Origin of the sequence: Helicobacter typhlonius, from assembly GCF_001460635.1 — a bacterium.
In the GTDB taxonomy this organism is placed as follows: domain Bacteria; phylum Campylobacterota; class Campylobacteria; order Campylobacterales; family Helicobacteraceae; genus Helicobacter_C; species Helicobacter_C typhlonius.
Genome location: NZ_LN907858.1, coordinates 1,513,601 through 1,535,549 on the forward strand (window position 1 = coordinate 1,513,601; position 21,949 = coordinate 1,535,549).

Consider the following 21,949-nt stretch of genomic DNA (forward strand, 5'->3'; position numbering starts at 1 on the left):
TTACCACCAATACTTAAGGATATTTATATGAAACTACGCAAGTTACCGCTTTATGCTTCTAAAATATTTGCTAATTCGCTATCTCTCATTTGTAGTAAAAAATTAAGAAATCGCATAAAACATATTATCAAGCTTTCTCAAGCTTGTAGCTACCCACGAATGGGTGATGGATTTATGTTACCAAGTTTGCAAACAAATGTATTAGAATCTAGCCACAAAAATTACGGGGGGGGGGGTAATAGAAAGATGTAAATTTCTCTACTTTTTTGACACAAAAAAGCTTGAATTTATAATAGAACATATCCTCAATGATGAATACAGCAAAAATCTTTATCTAAGCGCAGTTATCAACCAAATCTCCAATTACAAAGGTTTTCTCATTGTGCTTTTTTATGACCGCATTTGGCATAAATACAAAGACTTAGCACTTGCCAAGTCTCACCAAAAAATTTCCTCCACACTAAGTGAGCTTTACCTCTTTGACTTATCAAAAATCAATATTGCAGACATAAGGCTTTATTATGTAGAGCCTGGAATTTTCAATCAATTTGTATTACAGCAATACAAGTATAGAGATATAGTTTTTGCCCAAAACGGAGATTATGTTATTGATGGTGGGGCTTGTTATGGCGAGACTACACTTTATTTTTCACATTTAGTTGGTAAAAATGGCAAAGTCTTTTCCTTTGAATTTATGGAACAAAATATAGAGATTTTTCATAAAAATATGGCACTTAATCCACAATGCGATAATATCACCTTGGTAAAAAGACCGCTTTATGTAGATTCTAACACATTTGTATCATTTAGCGGTGGGGGCTCATCTGCTACTATAATAGCAGATAAACAAAACAAACAAGATATAACATTTCAAACAATAAGTATTGATGACTTTGTAGAACAAAACAAAATACCAAAAATTGACTTTATTAAATTCGATATAGAGGGGGCGGAGCTTAATGCACTTAAAGGCGGAGTAAAAAGTATAAAAAAATTTAGACCAAAACTTGCTATCTGCCTATACCACAGCTGTGCTGATTATGTGGATATACCTCTATTTTTACACGAATTACTCACTGATTATGAATTTTACTTTGATCACTTTACACTTGGTAGGTATGAAAGCATACTCTTTGCAAGACCAAAACCGCAAAATGCTTAGATTCTATAAATGCTCTATTTGTAAATCCTTAGGGATTGGAGAGATAAATTCATATCCCAAAAGTGCAATTTTATGCGCGTGAAGCATAAGTCTCTTAGCATTATCTGCTTTGCCATAGATTGTATCCCCATATAAAGGGTGATTGATACTTTGGCAATGCACACGAATTTGATGTGTGCGTCCAGTCAAAATACGCGCTTGTAAAAGTGTTTTCTTTCCTACAATGGCTAAAGGTGTAAGCTCTGTGTGTGCGTAAAGACCTTTTTTATCAATATAAGATTTTGCAAAGCCTTTTTTGATTGTTACTATGGGCTGTTCAATCACCACAGAATCCACAAGCCTCCCGTGCGCCAAAGCAATATACTCCTTATATACCTCTTGTTTTTTGAAAGATTCTTTTGCCTTGTGATGAAATTCACTCTTATCCTTGACAAGAAGTATCACGCCACTTGTTTGCTTATCAAGCCGATTAAGCAAAGTCCAGCCTTCAAACATCGCACACAAGTCATAAGATTCTATAAAAGGGGGCTTATCAAGCGCAAGGATACATTCATCGCGAAAAAGCACCTTGGGGGACTTTATCTCTAACACCTCAAAAGTGCTATTAGTGGGAATCTCCGCCCGAGCGAGAGTGAGCCTCTTGCCACCACTTCGCACAAGTCCCTTATCAATGAGTGCCTTAGCCTGTTTGTGTGAGAGATGATGCGCGTGAGCGAGAACCTTATAAGCTTTATCTTTGTGCATTCTGTATCTTTTGCAAAAGCGCATCAAGCTTATGCTTAGAATCCGCCTTAATGCTACTTGATAGTAGCTCCTCCCAGCGTATAAGCGTATCTACAAGACTTTGAGGTGGAATTAGCACATAATTTTCAACTTCCTCAAAAAGCGCGTATTGATTAAAAATATGCTCTCCGCTAATGAGTTTTGTGCCAAAAAATGCGGGTTCAAAAGGATTATGTCCCCCTACATTTTGAACGAAACTTCCACCAAGTATCACAAGGTCGCTTATGGCGTAGAGGTTGTTGAGCTCTCCTAAAGTATCAATCACAATCACATCGCATTGCGCATAAGATTCTAAACCACCTTGTGAAAAAAGCGCGGTGCGTGGAAACATCTCTAGGCTTAGCTCATAGACTTCCTTAAATCGCTCGGGATGACGAGGAGCAAGGAGCAAAAGTGTGGAATCCCCGCGCTCTTTGTAAGATTTAAAAGCCTGAAGTATGAGCTTCTCCTCCCCTTTGTGCGTGCTTGCCGCAGTAAAAACAGACAAAGAGGGTTTAGCATAATGTGTGCTAAGTGAGGGGAAATTGAGCGTTTTAAGATTTCCAAAAACTTCAATATTTTTGCCTCCTAGTCGCTCTAGTCTTTGTTTGTCAAATTGACTTTGAGCTAAAACCTCATCAATAAGTGCAAAAATACCTTGATAAAACCACGCAAAATATTCATAATTTTTTTGCGAATGTTCCGAAATGCGCGCATTTATAAGCATTGTATGCGCATTATGAGACTTTGCAAGAAAAAAAAGCATTTTCCACATCTCCGCCTCTGTAACGACAAGGCTTTGCAAACGCTTACAGCTCTTGCTCCATAGGGGTAAAAAAATCTCAAAAGGCAAATAACGCACCAAAATGCGCCCCCCACCCTGCTCTGTGCTCTCATATAGTTGCTTTGCCTCTTTGAATCCTGTATGTGTGATAGTTGTGATAAGAATACAAATCTCTTGCGATTTTAGCGCATTAATAATTGGCTCGAGTGATTTTACTTCCCCAAAAGAACAAGCGTGAAACCAATATTGTGGCTCATATTCAAGTGTTTTAATATGCAATGGAGAAAATCGCGCAGGAATAGAATCTCTGTGTTTTGGACGAAAAGAACTCACAATCAAAAATGGCAACGCAATGAGATAGAGTAGCACACACGCACAATAATACATCAAAGGAAATGCTGCGCGTTTATCCAAAGTATCCACCGCCTTGCCTCAAATGCTTAATCTCTTATGCCTTGGCTTTTTTCTTTGGTTTTTCTGTTGCGGGAGTTTCGCTTTGATTTGATGTATAGAGGATTCTGCCACAATGTGGGCAGTTAATAATATCATTCCCCTTGCAAATTTCATTATAAATACTATCATTTAGCTTGATAAAGCACCCGCCACACGCTTGTTTAAAGACAGGCACAACACTTGTATTAAGTGCCCAGCGGCGAATCTTCGCATAAAAGCCTGTGATTTTACTATCCATTTGTGCTATTAATGCTTCTTTTTGATTGAAAAGCTCTTGTTGCTTTTGCTTAATCTCCTGCACTTGTTGCTGGGTCTGCGCTTCGAGTGTCTCTATAATCGCACCTAGCTCATCAAGCTTGGGCGCGTAAGATTCCTTTTGCTCCGCCTTTGCGTTTTTGCTCGCTTCAAGTCGCTCAATCTCGGCATTTGAATGCGTCATATTCTCCTTAGCAATATCAGTCTCTACATCAAGGGCGCGAAATTCCTTTTCTGTCTTTACTTCTTTTTGCTTCTTGGCGATTTGCTCGAGCTTTGCAGAGGCTTCTTGAATATTCCTGTCGTGTTTTGAAATCTCAAGATCAATACCTTTTATCTCATCACTCAAAGTTTCTATATCTTTTAGAATCTGTGCTTTTTGCCTGATTTTTCCATCAAGCTCAAAACGCACTTGGAGAATTTTTGGCTCTAAGTCGTCAATTTGCTTATCAAAATTTGCTACCTGTATGAGCTCTTGTAAATGCTTATTCATAGGGTTTTCCTTTGATTTGGGGATTAAATATCTCTTAGGCATAAAGAGAATGGATTTTCACAATCCGCAATTATACCTTTATATCCCGCATTTTGCAAAATGGATTCAAAAATTTCTACAAAATATTTCTCACTCTCATAATGTCCCATATCGATGAGGCTTATCCCCATACTTTTAGCCATCATCGCATCGTGATGTTTGATGTCGCTCGTAACAAAACAAGTAGAGGGTAAGGGAGGTATGAGAGAGAGCATAGAGCAGCCACTGCCGCAAACTACATACACTTCGTGTATCATCAGGCTAGAATTTGAATCTAGCCTCGTAGGATTATCGCTCCGCACGAGATTCACACTTTTTGCACCAAGCGCGTTGCATACATATTGTGCGAGTTCATCTAGTGCAAGGGGCGCAATCTCGCCACGCATAAACAATCCCTCCTGCACAAAATGTTCCCATTTGAGAATCTTATGCACGAGATAGGCATTCAAATGGGATAAGTCAAAATTCGTATGGAGAGCGATAAGGGCGCAATCCTTGTTTAAGAGAATCTTTGCAAGATTCGCAGGATATAAATGGGTGCAAAAGGCATTTATAGGCTTAAAGAATAGTGGATGATGTGTGATGACAAGTGTGCGGGGCTGAAGCGAATAAGCAATTTGAGAATTTAACTCAAGGCACACCACAATATGCTCGATTTCATCATCAAAGCTTCCTAGATTCAAGCCGCTTTTATCCCACACCTCTTGCTTCTCAAAGGGCGACACACGATTGCATAGCTCATAAACCTCTCTTACTTTTATCATTTTTATCCTTTTAGTTTTATTGCAAGTTCTTGTGCCGCATTAAAAACTTTAGAATCTTAGGCAAAATCACGGGCAAGAAAATCCTAAAACCTTTCCGCAAATCCTATCGAAAACCCCAAGCCTGCTGTATCTCCCTTATATGTTCCATATTAAGCTCGATAATCATCACCCCCTCACGCTCTTCAAGGCTATCTTCAATTTCCCCATTTGCGCCAACAAACAGGCTATCGCCATAGAATTTCCACTGCGCCTCATCATAACTTAACTCATCAATACTATTAATGCGCAAAATTGCCATAGAATTACTAAAAGCACGAGCTTGACAAAGAATCCTCCAACGCTCTTTAGTTTCAAAAGTATTGCTACAAGGCATAATCACCACATCAACTCGTGTTTGTTTAAGCTTGAGCCATATCTCATCAAAATGTATTTCAAATCCTGCGATGATAGCAAACTTTAAGCCATCTTTTTCAAAAACAAACGGGGTTTTAGGTGATTTGGGTAGAGCATTATCAAAAAATGCCTTTTCATTCCAATGTGGATAGCCAATAAGTCGCTGCTGGTAGTAAAACTGCGCCTTTTCACCCTCTATGAATGCGATGCTCTTATAGAGTTTATTATCCTCACTCACAATGAGTGGCACGATGAGGGTAAGTTTATATTTTATAGAGAGTTTGTGCAAGGATTTTAGAATCTTCGCATAATTACTATGAAAAATTTTAGGGTCGCTATCGCGAAAAAATGGCTGAAAAACATATTCACTAAATGCCACAATCTGCACCTTTTGTTTTTTACAATTTTGCAGATACTTGCCGAGCCTAGTGTCATTTACGGCGAGTGAAAAAAGCTGCAGCATAGCGATATTCATTGGTTATCCTTGGTGTAAAATGAATGCGATTGTAGCATAATAGCCTAAAACTTCGCCGTGATTTTGCTCTCTTTAAGGTTACAAAATATAGAGTTCAGAAATTAGGCTTACGAGGATTCTAAACCATATGGATTGTAGCCTACAAAGGAATAAAAACTTCTTAGATCATTCCTTGCGAATAATATCACTCAAACCCGAGAGGCAGTTATCTGCCTTGCAATCGAGTTTTGCGGTAATTTCGCCAAGCTCGTTATATGACTTCTGCCATAGGGCTTGATTGCTTTCATATAGCATTTGAACCTTGATTTTGCCATTTGGGTAAAACCAGCTCACTTTTATCTGCTTTGGTGTGCTAGAGGAATAAACGCGCTCCATATAGAGCTTACCTTTATCGTCATAACTACGCTCTACGCCAACTTTCTCTCCATTTTCAAAGCGAGATTCAGAGCGCAATGTGCCATTTTCGTTATATTGCTTTGCTTCTCCATTTTTTACGCCATTAACATACGAGGTCGTTTGTTCAAGTTTGCCACTTGGAAAAAACCCACGCGCCACATCGTCAATCTTGCCCTTTTTGTAGGCGTATTGCCACGAAACTTTGCCATTGTCATAATATTCTATCACCTTACCCTCAAGCATACCATCGACATAAGTCGCTTCTTTGGCAAGTGTGCCATTTTGATGATACCATTTTGCCTTATCTTTGATAGCACCCTCATCGTAGGTAATCTCAGATTTAAGGATATTATGCGGATAAAATTCTAACACCACGCCCTGCAATTTATTATTTTTATAGTTTGCATCATAAATCACCTCACCTTCTTTTGAATACTTTATCTCACGCCCCTCTTTGCGCCCATTGACAAAGTGCATTTGCTCCGTGAGATGTCCATCTTCATTATACCACGCCTCACGCCCGTGCTTAATATCCGTGCCTTTAATATAGCTTATTTTACCCTGTATGACTTCCCCCGCCGTCTTTTTGGTAATCGTGCGCTGCTCTAGTTCAATCCCAGCAGACACGCCTATGATGCCTAAACAAATGATAATATACCTTAACATAATACTTCCTTTCTTATTATCATCGGCATTTTTTTAACCTTATACATTTTTTACGCCGATTTGATAATACACAAAGCCTTTAGATTCTAAACAAAGCGATTGATAAATATTGCGCCCATCAAAAATCACGGGATTTTCCAAAAGCTTCTTTATCTCCCCAAAATCTGGGCTTCTAAACTCGCGCCATTCTGTCAAAAGCACGAGAGCAGCGCAGTTTTTGAGCGCATCATACTTGCTCGATTGTATTTCAACAGATTCTAGATAATCCTTGAAATAAAATCTTGCCTGTTCCTGTGCCTTTGGGTCGTAAGCCTTAATCTTTGCTCCTCGTTTTACAAGCTCACGCACAAGCACCAAAGAGCTTGCTTCACGCATATCATCAGTTTCTGGCTTAAAACTAAGTCCCCAGATTCCAAAGCTTTTACCGCTTAAGTCCTCCCCAAAATGGCGTGTGATTTTTTCCACCAAAACCATTTTTTGTGCCTCATTCACAACCTGCACCGCACTTAAAATCTGTGCTCTATAACCAAAATCTTGCGCGGTTTTCTCTAGCGCACGCACATCTTTGGGGAAGCAGCTCCCGCCATAGCCACAGCCCGGATAAATAAAACTATACCCGATGCGCGAATCTGAGCCAATACCCAAGCGCACATCATTGATATTTGCGCCCACGCGCTCACAAATCTGGCTCATCTCGTTGATAAAGCTAATCTTTGTCGCAAGCATCGCATTTGCGGCGTATTTTGTCATCTCTGCAGATTCTATCCCCATAGCAATGAATCTATCACTCTTAATCAAAAATGGCGCATAAAGGGCTTTCATCACTTCTAATGCGCGTTTTGAATCTGTGCCAATCACCACTCTATCAGGGCTCATAAAATCCTTTATTGCCACGCCCTCTTTGAGAAACTCCGGGTTGCTTACCACATCAAAACTCATACTTTGCGGATTTTTTGCGTCATTATGCTTTATGTAATCCGCACTATCTCCAATCGCCACATTGCGTTCTTTGAGGGTGGATTCTATAATATCACGCACTTTTTTTGCACTACCCACAGGCACAGTGCTCTTATTTACCACCACGACATAGGGCGACTTTATGAATGTGCCAATATCTCGCGCCACAGCCTCCACATAGGATAAATCTGCACTCCCATCTTCGCCCATAGGTGTGCCAACAGCGACAAAAATCACCTCGGCAGATTCCAAAGCCACCTTTTTATTGGTAGTAAAATGCAGTGTATCAAGTGCGATACCATCTTTTACCATAGATTCTAATCCGGGCTCATAGATGGGAATCTCGCCCTGCTTGAGCCTCTCAATTTTTTTAGAATCTACATCAAGGCAGGTAACATTATTGCCCATTTGCGCGAAGCACGCACCTGCTACAAGCCCTACATACCCGCTACCAACGACACTTACCTGCATTCTTGCTCCTTTTGCGCCACTATGGCATAGCTGAAAGATTTGTGAAAATCGTTTTTAATGAACGTTTGAGCACATCTTCTTTTTGTTCTTGTGTGAATTGCACTTCATCGCCGATGCCTAGATATTTTTTCTCACTCATCTTAAGTGTGCTCGTGGCATTTTGCTGAATCGTCTTTGATTTATTGTAGAGATTGAACTGCACATTGCTTTTGAGTGTCTTATTGTCTTTTGAACTAATCGCACTTTCTTCCGTAGTTTGCGCGATAATAAAACTATATTTAATATCAAGCATATATGACTTCTCATCTGCCTTCGTCTGTGTGACGAAGCAGCCACTCTCACTCAAAGCCTTGTCTAAAACCGCCCTAAATTCTTGCCTACTCAACACACTTTCTTTACTGGATTCTATTTTACCTAGCACAATATTGTATTTTGGCGCTCCGCAAATCGCGCTGAGTTGTGTGCTTTGTGGTGTATTCGGTGTTTTTGAAAAGCACCCTGCCATCAAAAATACACCCGCCGCTAAAAATACCATACTACCAGAGCCTACACGCAAAATTTTCATCATCACTCCTTTGTAAGAAATAAGGAGGCATTTTACAATAAATTAAGAAATAAAGAAGGGGCAGGAAAACAATCCCGCGCCCTCTCAAAAGAGAAAAAGGCGAGATTGCGAATATTGGAAGCTTAAGACATCACAGGGTGAGTGCCATCTCTCATATCAGCACCGATGTTGTCGCGATTTTTGCTTCCTAAATCACTCCATACGATACAGCCATCAGTTGGACAAGCACTTGCACAAGCAGGTTGTTCATTATGTCCGACACACTCTACACACTTATTTTGATATACATAATAAGTGCCTTCACCTGTTGGATTATCATCATCATCGACAATAGCACTCACAGGACATTCATCAATACACGAACCACAAGCAATACAAATATCTGTAATCTTTACAGCCATAATCTCTCCCTTATTTATTGTTTGATTGGGTAAAACCCGGGAGCGAGTATAAAATATTTATCTTAAAAAACACATAAAACTAAGAATGATAAATTAATTTTTTACTTTAATATGATTTTCAAAGCTACCATAAAATGCCTACTATTGCACCATTTCTCTAGCAGTAGCCTCATTATAAGCACAGGATTTAGATATACATATAAAATTGGATAACAAAATTTCAATCAAAGTTTTAAGTAATGTTTGTGTAGAATCCACGTTTTGAATAATCCCAAAAACAAAACGATATAAATATCTAAACACAAGGGAAACGCGTGGAAACAATAGCAGAAGAAATACAAATTATCTCCCTCTGTTTTTGTATAAGCCTCGTGCTTTGTGTCCTTATCATCGCCGTGAGTAAGAGATACAGCCTCTTTATCGATAGTGCCACATCAAACAAACCTCAAAGATTCCATATCCACGAAACGCCTCGTGCTGGTGGCATAGGTATTTTTATTGCATTTTGGGTGATGCTTATATATTTTTATATCCACAATATACAATTACTCCTTATAATGTGCGGGGGAAGTATCATTTTTGCAAGTGGGCTTATAGAAGATTTTAAAGGCAATCTCTCTCCAAAAATGCGCTTATTTATGCAATGTGTGGCAACATTTGGTGTATGTGCTCTACTTAATGTATATTTGAAAGATTTATCATTAGGATTCACTCTGCCCTATATAATCGGTCTATTTTTTACCACATTTGCACTTGTAGGTGTAAGTAATGCGATGAATATTATTGATGGATTCAATGGTTTGGCAAGTGGTATATGTTTGCTTATATTATGTGCTATTGCTTATGTAGCCTATGATGTGCAAGATATGGAAATATTTTATTGCTCTTTAGCTCTTATTGGAGCAGTTTTTGGATTTTTTGTTTGTAATTTTCCTTTTGGTTATATTTTTTTAGGTGATGGAGGAGCTTATTTTTTGGGATTTATCATAGGTATCTTACTTGTTTTACTCACACAAAGACAAGATTGCATAAGTGCTTTTTTTGGTTTAAGTGTAATGATTTATCCTGTATGGGAAGTGCTTTTTTCGATATGGCGCAAATCCTACAAACGAAAACAATCCGCCACAGAGCCTGACAAAGTGCATTTGCATATGCTGATTTTTAAACGAATTACTCGCAACAATGCTTACACTTCGCTTGTTATATGCGCGTTTTGTTTGCCTTTTGTTGTGTTGAGCGTGTTTTTTTATCATCATACCTCTATATTGCTTCTTTTGTGTGCTGTATTTGTGCTAGGTTATAGTTATTTTTATACAAAGTTAATTCGTTTTAAGTTTAAATAGCTCCTAAAAAGGAGTTGTATGAACTATGTATATTTGAGGGTATCGACAAGTAAGCAAACGATTGAGAATCAAAATTTTGAAATACAAAGATGGTGTGAAAATCGTAATATCCATATTGATTCCATATACAAGGAAACTATGAGTGGTGCTATTGCCCCTAAGTATAGAAAGCTTGGCACAATTCTTAAAAAAGCCAAAAGGGGCGATGCCATTATTGTGAGCGAGATTTCAAGGCTTGGTAGAAGTTTATTGCAGATTATGAGTGTGCTTAATCAATGTATGATGCGGGATTACAATTTATTCCATTAAAGAAAACTACGAATTAGGAGATAATATCAATTCTAAAGTTTTAGCCTTTGCCTTTGGATTAAGCGCAGAAATAGAGCGACAATTAATATCCCAACGCACCAAAGAAGCATTGGAGAGACTTAAGAGTAATGGCAAACATATAGGGAGATTTAAAGGACTTTAACACCAACACAACAACTTAAACTCTATCCCTTTAAAAATAAAATCTTGGGTATGCGACAACAAGGCATTCCTATTTTACATATAGCAAAGGAATTAAAAGTCAATCGCAAAACTATCTCATATTTTTTAAATAGACTCAACTCATTAGAAAGCTAAAAGCTTTTTATAAAGCACAAAATACGCAACAGCAAGGCTTAAAATAAATAGTATAGTATATGTGTATAGCATAAAAAATACGCTTATACACACAATAGGCATATAAGCACAGATATAACACTGAGTGTAAGCATTGTTGTTAAGCTTCGTTTAAAGAGTAGCAGTATGAAGATGTAATTATCTGGACTTGTAGCGTTTGCACATTTTTTTGCGTCTCCATATCGAAAAAAGCACTTCCCATACAGGATAAATCATTACACTTAAACCAAAAAAAGCACTTATGCAATCTTGTCTTTGTGTGAGTAAAACAAGTAAGATACCTATGATAAATCCCAAAAAATAAGCTCCTCCATCACCTAAAAAAATATAACCAAAAGGAAAATTACAAACAAAAAATCCAAAAACTGCTCCAATAAGAGCTAAAGAGCAATAAAATATTTCCATATCTTGCACATCATAGGCTACATAAGCAATAGCACATAATATAAGCAAACATATACCACTTGCCAAACCATTGAATCCATCAATAATATTCATCGCATTACTTACACCTACAAGTGCAAATGTGGTAAAAAATAGACCGATTATATAGGGCAGAGTGAATCCTAATGATAAATCTTTCAAATATACATTAAGTAGAGCACACGATATGAGAAATTACTCTATATGCCTTACTTAATCTTTAACATCAAGCAAATAGCTCGTATCAATCTCAAAGTCAAAAAATTCGGATTCAAACTTACTATTGGCAAGCCTATCATAATGCTGCGTGGCTGCCCGCATATTTTTGCCCTCTTGGTAGAGTAGTCCTAGCGCATAACGAGCTTCAAAATTTGTAGGAGATTCATTTTTTGTAAGCTGCAACAACGCCACGGCGTTTTCGTGGCGATTTGCGCCCATAGCCGCAATAGCGGACAAGAAACGCGTTTGTGAATCTTCCTCGTGCAAGTCATCAAGCAGTGAGTTATACAGCGCGAAAGCCTTTTCAAAGTCATTACTATAAATATTTGAAAGTGCTAAGGCTTGTAAAATGCCATTATTTGTGCGTGTCTCAACAACGAGCCTTGCTTCTAGCTCCTCTTGGATTGAGCGCAAAGAGCCCGTTACAAATCCCACATAGATATACAACTCACGCGCAAGAGATGGTCCATAGTAGATAGAATTCATATCGAGCTTTTTATCCTTATACATTGCATTCATTTGCAGGGCAACATCTTTAAGATTTAGTCTAAAACGTTTGCCTAGCTCATACATCGTATTTGCCACCACATCTTTTGCATAGATCTTTTTCAAATACTCAAACGCATCAACTAGCTGCTTATCATTGTTTGTATATATCGCATACACCGCTTCGAGCGCGAAATAGATAGGTTTGCGCTCAAAAACAGGCTGCTTTTTCATATCATTAAGCCAATCAAGCGAATCTGCCGGAGCATCACTTGTATAGCGAAAAAGCGAAAGTAAAAATTGATTCTCGACCTGATTTGTGAAATCAATCTCTGCTAAATCATTTGAAATGGAGTTAATCAAGCGCGCCCTGTCTCTGTATGTCAGCTCCGCGCACATAAGCGCAAAAATTCCCGCCATAGTGTTGTTTGAATCTAAATGATATGCACGAATAAAATGCAAATATGCATTGTCAAAATCGTTCATCTGTGCATACAAAAGCCCAACATCATAGTGCAAAACAGAATGATTTGGATAAGTTTTAAGAGATTTTTCCATTGATTTAATCGTATCGCGTATATCCTGATTAAGTGCCAAAGAGCGCAGATCGTTCGCAAGATGATTATTAATCTGCGAAACCTTTTGCCCCTCTTGCAATATACTCTTTGCGCTCTCTATATTGCTCGAATACGCATTAAGATTCCCATCATCAATAATCGCCAAAGCCTGTTTAGCATCAAAAACTAAAAATGGAGCATAATAAAACAGAATCTTATAGCCAAGCATTTTATTATGTTCAAAGCGACGATTCCAAAAATTCTCTTGGGCAAGATTGATGTCAAACAACTCATCGCGCAACTTCGCCTTGATAGGATACACATCAAATACCTTTGCGTCCTCCTCTTTCGCATTGAGCCTATCTAAAATCAGCGCACCTTCTTTGTAATTCCCCCCCTTTAGCTCAATAAGCTGTAAAGCCATTAGAGCCTGTGGGTCGCCCGGGTGAGCACCAAGGTATTCATAAAGATACTGCTTTGCCTGTCCATATTCGCCAAGTCTAGCGTGCAAAAGTGCAATAGCGAGATTATCGTCCCTATTTGAGGCTTGTTTGAGCTGTGCGAGGGCATTATACTCATCGCCAAAAATCAAAAATACCTCCGAGGCGAGTCTTTTAGATTCTGTGCTGTAACTTTGAGAGCTAGGATTTAAAAAAGGCGAGAGAGATTCAAAATAGAATCCTTTGTAATACTGCAACAATCCATAAAGATAAGAATAAAGCGGTTGATTTGCTGTGTGATACAAATAATTTGAGCTAATGCCGAGATAGTATTCATACAGATTCATATCGCCGAGCATATACGCGCTATATGCAGCATTAAATGCACTCACGCTAATATCCTCTCCCACGCTAATTGCGCCATCAAAGGAATTAATCGCCTTTTGATAATCCCCCTCTTTTATTTTAATCACGCCCAAATTATAATAAGCAATTGATTGCGAATAAGCAGCGATACTATCAAAAATATCTAATGCCTCTAGCTTATCGCCCTGTTCGTAAAGAATATTTGCCTTTTTTATCATATTGCCAAGCTCGGTATCATCAACTTCAAGTCGTTTTGGTCCGCTCAAAATTGGGGCTGGTTGGACAATCTTGCGCGAAATCGGTGGTGGAGCACTCTCCTCTTTTTCATCATCTCCGCTTAACGCAAATATGATAAACACAATAATAAGCAACAAAACAAGCACCGCTATGACGATAAGCCCTATCAATAATAACTTATTCTCTTTTACCTGCGTGAGTAGGGGTTGAATCCTCCCTGTTACTTGCGCAAGGAGAGCTTTTACCTTGCTTTCTTTTGCTTCAGCTGGTGTTTCTTTACTAGATTCAGTATTTTCTCCCTCCGGTGCAGAATCCACATTTGTAGATTCTGCATTGTCTTGTGGTTGTGAATCTTGGATTTCTAAACCATCGCCGAGATTGTTTTCATCTACCATAACACACCCTTAGAGGTATTTTTGTAACACATCGGGGATAGCTATATCGCCATTAGCCTGTTGATAGTTTTCCATAATCGCAATAAGTGTGCGTCCCACCGCTAAAGATGAGCCATTGAGCGTATGCACGAGTGCGTTTTTACCTTTTTCTTTATAGCGGATTTTTGCTCTACGCGCCTGAAAATCACGCGTATTTGAGATAGAACTAATCTCACGATAGCAATTTTGCCCGGGTAGCCACACCTCAATATCAATCGTATTACTCGCGCTAAAGCCCAAATCCCCACCACATAGCTGCACTAAACGATGAGGAAGATTGAGTGCGCTTAAAATATCACTTGCGGTTTGCACCATTTTTGCCTGCATTGCTGCACTTTCATTTGGGTGAGTGATAGCCACAAGCTCCACCTTATCAAATTGATGTTGGCGTATCATACCGCGTGTATCGCGCCCAGCACTCCCGGCTTCTTTGCGAAAACAAGGCGTGTGTGAGGTAAGCATTATAGGTAATTTTTCGCTTGGGATAATACCATCTTGGTAAAGATTTGTGAGCGTGATTTCGGAAGTGGAGATAAGATACAAATCATTTTCACTTTCCTCATCATCAAAATGAGAATCCACCTTAAACATATCGTTTTCAAATTTAGGTAGCTGCCCTGTGCCAAAAAGTGCGCGAGCATTGACAATCACGGGAGTTACAACAGATTCAAATCCTGCCTTTTGGTTACATTCAAGCATAAAATTAATAAGCGCACGATTGAGCCTTGCACCCATACCGCGCAAAACAGAAAAGCGCGACTTTGCGAGTTTCACACCAGATTCAAAATCTATCCAGCCATTTGCCACGCCTAGTTCCCAATGCTCCTTTGGGGTAAAATCAAACACTTTAGGGGTAAGCACCTTTTTAATCTCTATGTTGTCGTTTTCGTCTTCACCCGCTGGAGTAGCAGAATCTGGGAGATTTGGGATATTGTAAAGAAAATCTTGTAGTTTAGTTTCTATGGTATTTAGAGCAGATTCTGCTTTATTTATAGCGATTTTATTTGCATCAAGCTGCGGTTTTAAATCATCAATTAAATCTTGGCAACCACCACTTCTATACCATTGTCCAATCTTTCGCGAACCATCATTTTGAAAGGCTTGGAGATCCTCAAGCTCTTGCTTGTAGGTTTTGTAAGAAATAGCGAGGTTTTTTAGTTCATTCAAAGTCTCTTTGCTCACTTTCTTAATGCTTAACTGCTCACATACTCGCTCATAATCATTCACTAAAGCCTTTGTATCAATCATCTACCGCCCTTATTTGCAAATTCGTTATTGTAGCAAAAAAGCATTTTTTATTCCTAAAAGGCGCGTGAAAAATATATGCCAAATGTCGCAAAATTACTAAAGTTATTATAAAATGCGCGTTCTATTCTACTCTCAAAGTGTGCGGGATAACGCTTTGTATAAACTTAAGGTGTGCTATGTTTGGTGTTGGTATTTTTGAAATCTTAGTTATTCTCATCGTGGCAGTAATTGCTCTAGGTCCAAACAAACTACCACAAGCCATAATCGATATTGTGAAATTCTTTCGTGCGGTAAAAAAAACTATGGCAGAGGCAAAGGATACTTTTGATAAGGAAATTCAACTATCAGAAATCAAAAAAGAAGCACTCAAATACAAGGACACACTCACAAATGAGGTTAATAAGCTCACCAAGGATATGGAGCTTGACAAACTGCGCGAGATAAGCACGGATTCTGTTGTGAAGCCACTGCAAGATGCCACAAAGGAGCTAGAGCAATCCACGCAGGAGCTAAACTCCACCTTGCAAACACTCAATACCGAAATAGGCTACGATAAACCAAGCACGACACAAGTGAGTGCCACGCCAGATTCAAAAGATATAGAATCTACAAAATCTTTAGAAGATTCAAAGGTTATAACTCCAAGTGAGGCGCAAGATTCACACCATATGCCCAAACAAGAAAAGGATAGTTAGAAATGCTAGAAGATTTAAAGCCCCACATAGAAGACTTACGCAAAAGGCTTATAATTAGCATCAGTGTGCTTTTTATAGCCTTTTGTGTCTGCTTTGTCTTTTGGGAGCATATCTTCGCCTTTATCAAAACACCGCTAGATTCGGTTTTAGGGCACGATGTGCGCGGTAAATTTATCGCTTCAGGTATGATAGAGGGTGTATTTATAGCGATGAAATCCGCCCTATTTGCTGCACTTGTCATCTCTATGCCGATTATTTTTTGGCAGATATGGATTTTTGTCGCACCGGGCTTATATAAGCACGAAAAAAAAGTGGTAATTCCCTTTGTAATTTTTGGCACGACAATGTTTGCTGTGGGTGTGATTTTTGCCTACTATGCAGTGCTGCCCTTTATCATCAAAAATGTTTTACTCTTTGGCAACGACCAATTTGAAGCCTACATTACCGCGGAGAATTATTTTAGATTCTTTACGCGCTTGGTTATTGGCTTTGGCATTGCCTTTGAATTACCCGTGCTGTGCTTTTTTTTAGGGCAAGTGGGACTTATCACAGATGAAAGCCTCAAAAACTTTTTTAAATATGCAGTTGTGCTAATTTTCATCATCGCCGCGCTCATCGCCCCACCCGATGTAATTTCGCAGATTCTATTAGCCATACCGCTTATTATGCTCTATGGGGTCTCAATTTTTGTGCTAAAATTTGTAAATCCTGCGCCAAAAGAACAAGAAATTGATGATGAGGGGGACGACATAGAGGATAGCTCACAGAAGGCGCAAGTATGAGCTATAATCCAAGCGATTTTTTGCTTTCAAATTATGATTACAACTTGCCACAAAATGCCATAGCACAAAATCCAGCCAATCCGCGAGAGAATGCAAAACTTCTCGTATATGAAAGGAGCAGTGGGCGCATTATCCATAGCGATTTTTATCATTTTTGTGATTTTGTGCCACAAGATACGCTCATCGTGATGAATGATACAAAGGTATTAAAAGCTAGAATCTACGCGCATAAACTCGATTCAAACACACAAAGCCTCAGTCAAAAAAAATATGAAATATTTTTTCATAAAGCTCTAGATTGTGTTAATCCCACAAATCATCCTGCGAGTGCTACGCGTTTCCTCGCACAAATCAAGGGACGCGTGAAAATAGGCAGTAGGCTTGTGCTAAGTTCAGAATCTAAAGCAGACAACGCAAATATAAGCCATACGCAGCACAGCGCAAATCCCCCTATAATCGCGGAAGTCAAGGAATGCCTTAGAAATGGATTGCGCGTAGTATGCTTTATGCAAGGGGAGAAAATCTTATCTTACCTCGATGTGCTTTCTATGCTTGAAGTGTGCGGACATATCCCCCTGCCACCATACATTAAACGCGATGATAGTTTGAGTGATGAAACATTTTATCAAAGCGTGTTTGCGCACAATCTCGGCTCAATCGCCGCACCCACCGCTTCATTGCACTTTAGTGAAAGGAGTTTAGAATCTCTTCAAAATTGCTTTGAAACTTGCTTTATTACCTTACATATTGGTGCGGGAACATTTATGAGCGTGGAGAGTGATGATATTCGTCAGCACGAGATTCACACAGAAACCTACTCATTAGAGAAAAATTGTGCAAATGCCATAGAAAATGCGCGCAAAGTATTGTGTGTTGGCACGACAAGTGCTAGATGTGTGGAGCATTATATGCGATGTAAGAGTCTAAGTGGGGAATGTGATATGTTTTTATATCCTAGTGTGGAATTTAAACGCGTGGATTATCTGCTGACAAATTTTCATCTCCCAAAAAGCACCTTGCTTATGCTCGTGAGTGCGATGATAGGGCGGGAGAAATGCCTTGAGCTTTACACACTTGCTCTAAGCAAGGGGTATAGATTCTATTCTTATGGTGATGGAATGTTAATACTATGATGGACTTAAAAGAACGACTAAACAATCAGCGCATTTTTCTGCCTGAACTCTGCTACAAGCACCTTGCAACCTTTGGCGAGGAGCTTTTGAAATGGAATAAGATTCACAATCTCACAGGTGCAAGCAGCATCGAATCTGTGGAAGAAAATATCTATGATTCACTCTATCCCATTAAGTTTATCGATGATTTTGATAGTTGTCTAGATATAGGCTCTGGAGGCGGATTCCCCGCTATACCCTTGGCTATTGCCTATCCTCACTCGACTTTTTTTCTCACAGAGCCAAGACAAAAACGCGCTTCATTTTTGCAACATATTGCTTTGCAGCTTGGCTTAGAAAATGTGCGTGTAAAGACATTACCCATACAGGAATTGCCAATTAGTGAGGTGAATAATATTGCGCTTGTTACCTCACGCGCCCTTATGGACGCAAAAATGCTTATCACATTATCGCGTAAATTTATGAAAAGCGATGGGTATTTTTTGCTCTATAAAGGCACGCAGTTCCGCAAAGAAATGCCGAGTATGAGCGTAGAGGAATGCTTCGTGCGGGAAAATCGCATTTATTATTACAAACATAGTCGCGACATATAGGATCTAAGGAGAAGCGAATGAAATTTTTAATTATACTTTTTGCGTTGGCGCTACTCGCCTATATGATTGCGCGTCCTTTTATACGCGGCAGTGGTGGCAAAAAGAGCAAGAAAGAGCAAGAAAATGTCGAGGAAATGCACCAATGCGCACATTGTGGCGTATATGTATCAAATACTGAATCTATACTCGCTGATGGAATGTATTTTTGCTCCAAAGACTGCTTGAAAAAAGGTGTGAAGCAATGATTATCATCGGGCATAGCGCAATAAGACACGAGCAATTTATTAAGATAAAGAGCATAGCGGATATTGAGCGCACACATCAAGATTGTATTGTGTGGTTTGATAGTGCATTGCTTAAACAAAGGGGCTTTGAAATTGCTACACATTGCAATGATAATGAAGTGAGCTATGCGGTGCTGATACACTCCATAGAGGAGCTGCTGCTCTATGCGGCACTTTGCCCGAAATATCTTATTTTGGGTAAAGACGAGCAGCCCAAGGCGAAGTCGTATCAAGCACTTGTAGAGCATTATTTGCTTGATTGCAAGCTTTTGTGTGTGATTAAATCAAATGCACAGCTAACAAAAGTCGCGCAACTTGGCATTGACGGGGTGATTTTTAAGCAAGTTTTAGATAGCATACCCCTTTGCTAACGCTTGAATTTTGCTTTTTTGTGTAAAGCGAGATGTTTAGACTGCGTATAGAGAGGTGTCCGAGTGGTTGAAGGAGCACGCCTGGAACGCGTGTAAAGTGCAAGCTTTCGAGGGTTCGAATCCCTTCCTCTCTGCCACGATTACTTTCCTTTTATTTCTTTTTGTTTTCAAAAACTACACAAATAGCACTATTTTTAGCTTTTATTTTTTCATTTGAATATGGTTTAATATCAGTTGATTTCTTTTTATTTGGGAACTTTTAAGGGAACTTGTTTATACTATCTCAAAAGTTTTATTTAAGAGAGGTAAGTAATGAGCCGCATAGCCAAAACAATCCTTTTTGATAAGGATATAAGAGAATTGAAACCAAAAGAAAAGAAATATCGTGTAGTTGTAGGCAATCCTAGTGAGCTCATCTTGTTTGTGTATCCAAGTGGCACAAAAACCTTTGCACTGCGTTTGAGAAATGGTAATAAGGAAAAAAATATCCCACTCAAACGATTTAGGCAAGGTATTTATAGTGTAGCAGAAGCAAGAAAGGAAGCAACAGAAAAGCTTAGAATTATTGAAAGTGGTGGTGAGTTAGATACAGACAAGTATCTCTTTAAGAATCTTTACAAGGATTTCATCGCACAAAAGCGTAAAAAAGGACAAACTCAAAGAACAATTAGAGTTGTAGAAAATTTATGTAATAGGCATTTATTGCCTCATTTTGGACATTTGGACGCAAGAGAGATTAAGTATTCAAATATTCTATCAGTCTTTAATACGATATTTGATTCTAACAATCCACGCTTACCTAGACTAGAGACAATTAAAAGAGCAAAGACTGCCTTGCGAAATATCCTAGCCCCTGCACTAAAAGACCGCTATATAGAGTATGACCCAACACTAGGGCTAGAAAAAGAATTTCCAAGCATTAAGAGGTATTACATAGACAATGATATTGACCCACGCCTTGCAGCATTGACTAAAGAGAATGATTTGCGTGAGTTTTTGCAAGATTTAAGTGCAGCACATATAGAAAAACAAATTAAGAGGGCATTATATTTGCAGATTCTATGTGTAAATCGCCCAGCAAATACTGCAGGTAGCAAATGGCAACACATAGATTTAGAAACTAAAGTGTGGAGCATACCTGCCAAAGAAATGAAAATGCGAGAGCCTTTTACTATTGCTCTTAGCTCTTATGCCTTAAGAATCCTAGAGCTACAAAAAGCAGACTTTGGTATGCTTAATAGCTCATTTGTATTCCCTACTCTTAGCAAAGAGGGACATATTCATAGAGACACACTAAGCAAGGCTTTAAGACGACTAAATAAAGGCAAATGACAAGGCAAGGTTACTACTCACGGATTTAGAGCCACATTTAGAACTATATGCACTTTACATAAAGCTGAATTATTACAAATGGGTATTAGTGATGAAGTGATTGAGGTTTGTTTGGCACATAAAGAGACAAATAGTATTAAATATGCATATGAGCGAGAAAAAAGCACACTGCAACAGCAGAGGATTCTAATGCAATGGTATGGGGATTATTTGAATGCTTTGTGTGATTTTAAGCTCTAAGCACATTTTAATTGCCCTGCCCTATTTTACGCGTATTTATGACACAATTTATAAAAAACAAAAGGTGCAAAATTACCTATATAGCAGTATTTATAGGGTGTAAAAATCTACACTTTTTATATATATGTGTGTAAGGTAGTAATAATTTTAAAGCCTAAAAGTGCCTATTTATTGATGTTTTAAGCATATAAAAGTATTAAATTGTGATATTAATTTTTTGTGGAAATAATGTTTATCTATTCTTTTTTTTGCTATAAATCCTGCTTTTGAGGGGATTTTAGCACTTTTTACATTGACACAACAATCTTTTGTTTTATTATCCCTAGAATCTCTACTTTATCAATGTCATTACCACTTAATTTAATTTCTATGCCATTGTTACCTTTTAATAACACTTCATCAAGCCCAGATATAAAATATTGAAAAATGATATAGCTTCGCTTGAAACAAACAATAACAAAGTCTCCATTGACAGCCGCTGTATCTTTTAGCACAATTAAAATATCTCCATTACTTGCAAATGGCTCATTGGTGGTATTATTTAGTCTTATGAAATGATAGCTAGACTTGTAGTTTAGCCTAAAAAGTAGCTCAAAAAAATGTAATTTTAGATTATTTTTTTCTATGGAAGTATTTTTAGCATAATTTTCAATGCCATCATAGACAAAGCAGTTTGTCTCACCAAAATCACCTAGCATATCAATATCGCTAGGTTTTATATGATATTTCTCTACTGCTTCTTGTAGGGTCATATCAGTTTCAAAATATTCTCGCCCTATCCCCATAGTTTTATTAATCTTTTCAATTAAGATAGGTGGCACAGGATTGACTTTTCGCTCATAGGCATTTAGTGTTTCTCTTGTATAACCAAGCTTTTTACCAAACTCTTTTTGTGAGATTCCAAAAAATAAGCGTAGATTACGCAACTTTTCAGCTTTATTGATTTGTTCTGTCTGCTTTGTTTCCATAATTTCCTCTTGCGTATTTTTAACATAATTATATCTTAACAAATTAATTTGTTAATTTTCTTTAGGTATAGTTAAAATAATATCATTTAATATCTT

The 21,949-nt window shown here is 38.4% G+C and carries 23 protein-coding genes, 1 tRNA gene and 2 pseudogenes; 13 read left to right on the plus strand and 13 right to left on the minus strand.

The features are described from left to right. Positions 1 to 27 precede the first annotated feature (27 nt). Both BN2458_RS07510 and BN2458_RS07515 read left to right on the plus strand, forming a co-directional pair. Positions 28 to 252 (plus strand): hypothetical protein, encoded by a 225-nt coding sequence (locus tag BN2458_RS07510; protein ID WP_058122081.1) that lies wholly within the window; start codon positions 28 to 30, stop codon positions 250 to 252. A gap of 130 nt (positions 253 to 382) precedes the next feature. After that, entirely contained in the window at positions 383 to 1,162 is a 780-nt protein-coding gene (locus BN2458_RS07515) for an FkbM family methyltransferase (protein WP_058122082.1), read from the plus strand. Positions 1,163 to 1,165: 3 nt separating this feature from the next. Here the strand turns inward: BN2458_RS07515 and BN2458_RS07520 are convergent, their stop codons facing one another. The 9 genes from BN2458_RS07520 to BN2458_RS07560 form a co-directional block, all read right to left on the minus strand. Beyond that, positions 1,166 to 1,906 carry a pseudouridine synthase family protein gene (locus BN2458_RS07520; RefSeq protein ID WP_034328295.1) on the minus strand — a complete coding sequence of 247 codons (741 nt, stop codon included), beginning with the start codon at positions 1,904 to 1,906 and terminating at the stop codon, positions 1,166 to 1,168. Beyond that, positions 1,893 to 3,131 carry a lipid IV(A) 3-deoxy-D-manno-octulosonic acid transferase gene (waaA, locus tag BN2458_RS07525; RefSeq protein WP_231944763.1) on the minus strand — a complete coding sequence of 413 codons (1,239 nt, stop codon included), beginning with the start codon at positions 3,129 to 3,131 and terminating at the stop codon, positions 1,893 to 1,895. Before waaA ends, BN2458_RS07520 begins: the two co-directional genes overlap by 14 nt. A gap of 25 nt (positions 3,132 to 3,156) precedes the next feature. After that, positions 3,157 to 3,909: a zinc ribbon domain-containing protein gene (locus tag BN2458_RS07530; RefSeq protein ID WP_034328293.1), complete on the minus strand. Its 753-nt coding sequence runs from the start codon at positions 3,907 to 3,909 to the stop codon at positions 3,157 to 3,159. A gap of 23 nt (positions 3,910 to 3,932) precedes the next feature. Further along, positions 3,933 to 4,712 (minus strand): Nif3-like dinuclear metal center hexameric protein, encoded by a 780-nt coding sequence (locus BN2458_RS07535; RefSeq protein WP_034328291.1) that lies wholly within the window; start codon positions 4,710 to 4,712, stop codon positions 3,933 to 3,935. 103 nt (positions 4,713 to 4,815) lie between these two features. Then, positions 4,816 to 5,580 (minus strand): carbon-nitrogen hydrolase family protein, encoded by a 765-nt coding sequence (locus BN2458_RS07540; protein ID WP_034328289.1) that lies wholly within the window; start codon positions 5,578 to 5,580, stop codon positions 4,816 to 4,818. 165 nt (positions 5,581 to 5,745) lie between these two features. After that, positions 5,746 to 6,642 carry a toxin-antitoxin system YwqK family antitoxin gene (locus BN2458_RS07545; protein WP_034328287.1) on the minus strand — a complete coding sequence of 299 codons (897 nt, stop codon included), beginning with the start codon at positions 6,640 to 6,642 and terminating at the stop codon, positions 5,746 to 5,748. A 39-nt stretch (positions 6,643 to 6,681) separates the two neighbouring features. Next, positions 6,682 to 8,070 (minus strand): UDP-glucose dehydrogenase family protein, encoded by a 1,389-nt coding sequence (locus BN2458_RS07550; RefSeq protein ID WP_034343485.1) that lies wholly within the window; start codon positions 8,068 to 8,070, stop codon positions 6,682 to 6,684. Positions 8,071 to 8,089: 19 nt separating this feature from the next. Beyond that, complete coding sequence (locus tag BN2458_RS07555) at positions 8,090 to 8,635, minus strand: hypothetical protein (RefSeq protein ID WP_034328284.1); 546 nt, start codon at positions 8,633 to 8,635, stop codon at positions 8,090 to 8,092. A 122-nt stretch (positions 8,636 to 8,757) separates the two neighbouring features. After that, positions 8,758 to 9,036, minus strand: a complete 279-nt coding sequence (locus BN2458_RS07560) for a DUF362 domain-containing protein (RefSeq protein WP_034328282.1) — start codon at positions 9,034 to 9,036, stop codon at positions 8,758 to 8,760. Positions 9,037 to 9,350: 314 nt separating this feature from the next. Between BN2458_RS07560 and BN2458_RS07565 the strand changes: the two genes are divergently transcribed. Both BN2458_RS07565 and BN2458_RS07570 read left to right on the plus strand, forming a co-directional pair. After that, on the plus strand, positions 9,351 to 10,379 hold the full coding sequence (locus tag BN2458_RS07565; RefSeq protein ID WP_231944764.1) for a glycosyltransferase family 4 protein: 1,029 nt from the start codon (positions 9,351 to 9,353) through the stop codon (positions 10,377 to 10,379). A gap of 18 nt (positions 10,380 to 10,397) precedes the next feature. Further along, a pseudogene (locus tag BN2458_RS07570) lies at positions 10,398 to 10,851 on the plus strand (recombinase family protein). 332 nt (positions 10,852 to 11,183) lie between these two features. Here the strand turns inward: BN2458_RS07570 and BN2458_RS07575 are convergent. Genes BN2458_RS07575 through serS form a run of 3 tightly spaced genes read right to left on the minus strand, consistent with a single transcriptional unit; the run spans position 11,184 to position 15,455 of the window. Continuing rightward, on the minus strand, positions 11,184 to 11,630 hold the full coding sequence (locus tag BN2458_RS07575) for an MraY family glycosyltransferase (protein ID WP_320409757.1): 447 nt from the start codon (positions 11,628 to 11,630) through the stop codon (positions 11,184 to 11,186). Between the two features lie 51 nt (positions 11,631 to 11,681). Then, positions 11,682 to 14,168, minus strand: a complete 2,487-nt coding sequence (locus BN2458_RS07580) for a tetratricopeptide repeat protein (protein ID WP_034328139.1) — start codon at positions 14,166 to 14,168, stop codon at positions 11,682 to 11,684. 9 nt (positions 14,169 to 14,177) lie between these two features. Continuing rightward, positions 14,178 to 15,455, minus strand: a complete 1,278-nt coding sequence (serS, locus tag BN2458_RS07585) for a serine--tRNA ligase (protein ID WP_034342952.1) — start codon at positions 15,453 to 15,455, stop codon at positions 14,178 to 14,180. A 176-nt stretch (positions 15,456 to 15,631) separates the two neighbouring features. On the opposite strand from serS, the pseudogene tatB reads away from it, so the two are divergent. The 9 genes and pseudogenes from tatB to BN2458_RS10445 form a co-directional block, all read left to right on the plus strand. Next, positions 15,632 to 15,830, plus strand: a pseudogene (gene tatB / locus BN2458_RS10735) (Sec-independent protein translocase protein TatB); the annotation flags it as partial. 322 nt (positions 15,831 to 16,152) lie between these two features. Next, positions 16,153 to 16,932, plus strand: coding sequence for a twin-arginine translocase subunit TatC (tatC, locus tag BN2458_RS07595; RefSeq protein ID WP_034328133.1), 780 nt, complete (start codon positions 16,153 to 16,155; stop codon positions 16,930 to 16,932). After that, positions 16,929 to 18,065 (plus strand): tRNA preQ1(34) S-adenosylmethionine ribosyltransferase-isomerase QueA, encoded by a 1,137-nt coding sequence (gene queA / locus BN2458_RS07600; protein WP_034328131.1) that lies wholly within the window; start codon positions 16,929 to 16,931, stop codon positions 18,063 to 18,065. Before tatC ends, queA begins: the two co-directional genes overlap by 4 nt. Then, on the plus strand, positions 18,065 to 18,658 hold the full coding sequence (gene rsmG, locus BN2458_RS07605; protein WP_231944765.1) for a 16S rRNA (guanine(527)-N(7))-methyltransferase RsmG: 594 nt from the start codon (positions 18,065 to 18,067) through the stop codon (positions 18,656 to 18,658). The genes queA and rsmG overlap by 1 nt, the downstream gene beginning before the upstream one ends. 17 nt (positions 18,659 to 18,675) lie before the next feature. Beyond that, the gene (locus tag BN2458_RS07610) at positions 18,676 to 18,903 is read left to right on the plus strand and encodes a PP0621 family protein (RefSeq protein ID WP_034328127.1); all 228 of its coding nucleotides are present in this window, start codon (positions 18,676 to 18,678) and stop codon (positions 18,901 to 18,903) included. After that, positions 18,900 to 19,313, plus strand: coding sequence for a hypothetical protein (locus BN2458_RS07615; protein ID WP_034328124.1), 414 nt, complete (start codon positions 18,900 to 18,902; stop codon positions 19,311 to 19,313). The genes BN2458_RS07610 and BN2458_RS07615 overlap by 4 nt, the downstream gene beginning before the upstream one ends. A gap of 49 nt (positions 19,314 to 19,362) precedes the next feature. Continuing rightward, positions 19,363 to 19,450: transfer RNA gene (locus BN2458_RS07620), tRNA-Ser, on the plus strand. A gap of 175 nt (positions 19,451 to 19,625) precedes the next feature. Then, on the plus strand, positions 19,626 to 20,645 hold the full coding sequence (locus tag BN2458_RS07625) for a tyrosine-type recombinase/integrase (protein WP_052082127.1): 1,020 nt from the start codon (positions 19,626 to 19,628) through the stop codon (positions 20,643 to 20,645). 78 nt (positions 20,646 to 20,723) lie between these two features. Beyond that, the gene (locus BN2458_RS10445; RefSeq protein WP_231944766.1) at positions 20,724 to 20,885 is read left to right on the plus strand and encodes a hypothetical protein; all 162 of its coding nucleotides are present in this window, start codon (positions 20,724 to 20,726) and stop codon (positions 20,883 to 20,885) included. A gap of 287 nt (positions 20,886 to 21,172) precedes the next feature. On the opposite strand, the gene BN2458_RS07630 is transcribed toward BN2458_RS10445, so the two are convergent. Then, positions 21,173 to 21,853 (minus strand): helix-turn-helix domain-containing protein, encoded by a 681-nt coding sequence (locus BN2458_RS07630; protein ID WP_034327163.1) that lies wholly within the window; start codon positions 21,851 to 21,853, stop codon positions 21,173 to 21,175. Between the last annotated feature and the right edge of the window lie 96 nt (positions 21,854 to 21,949).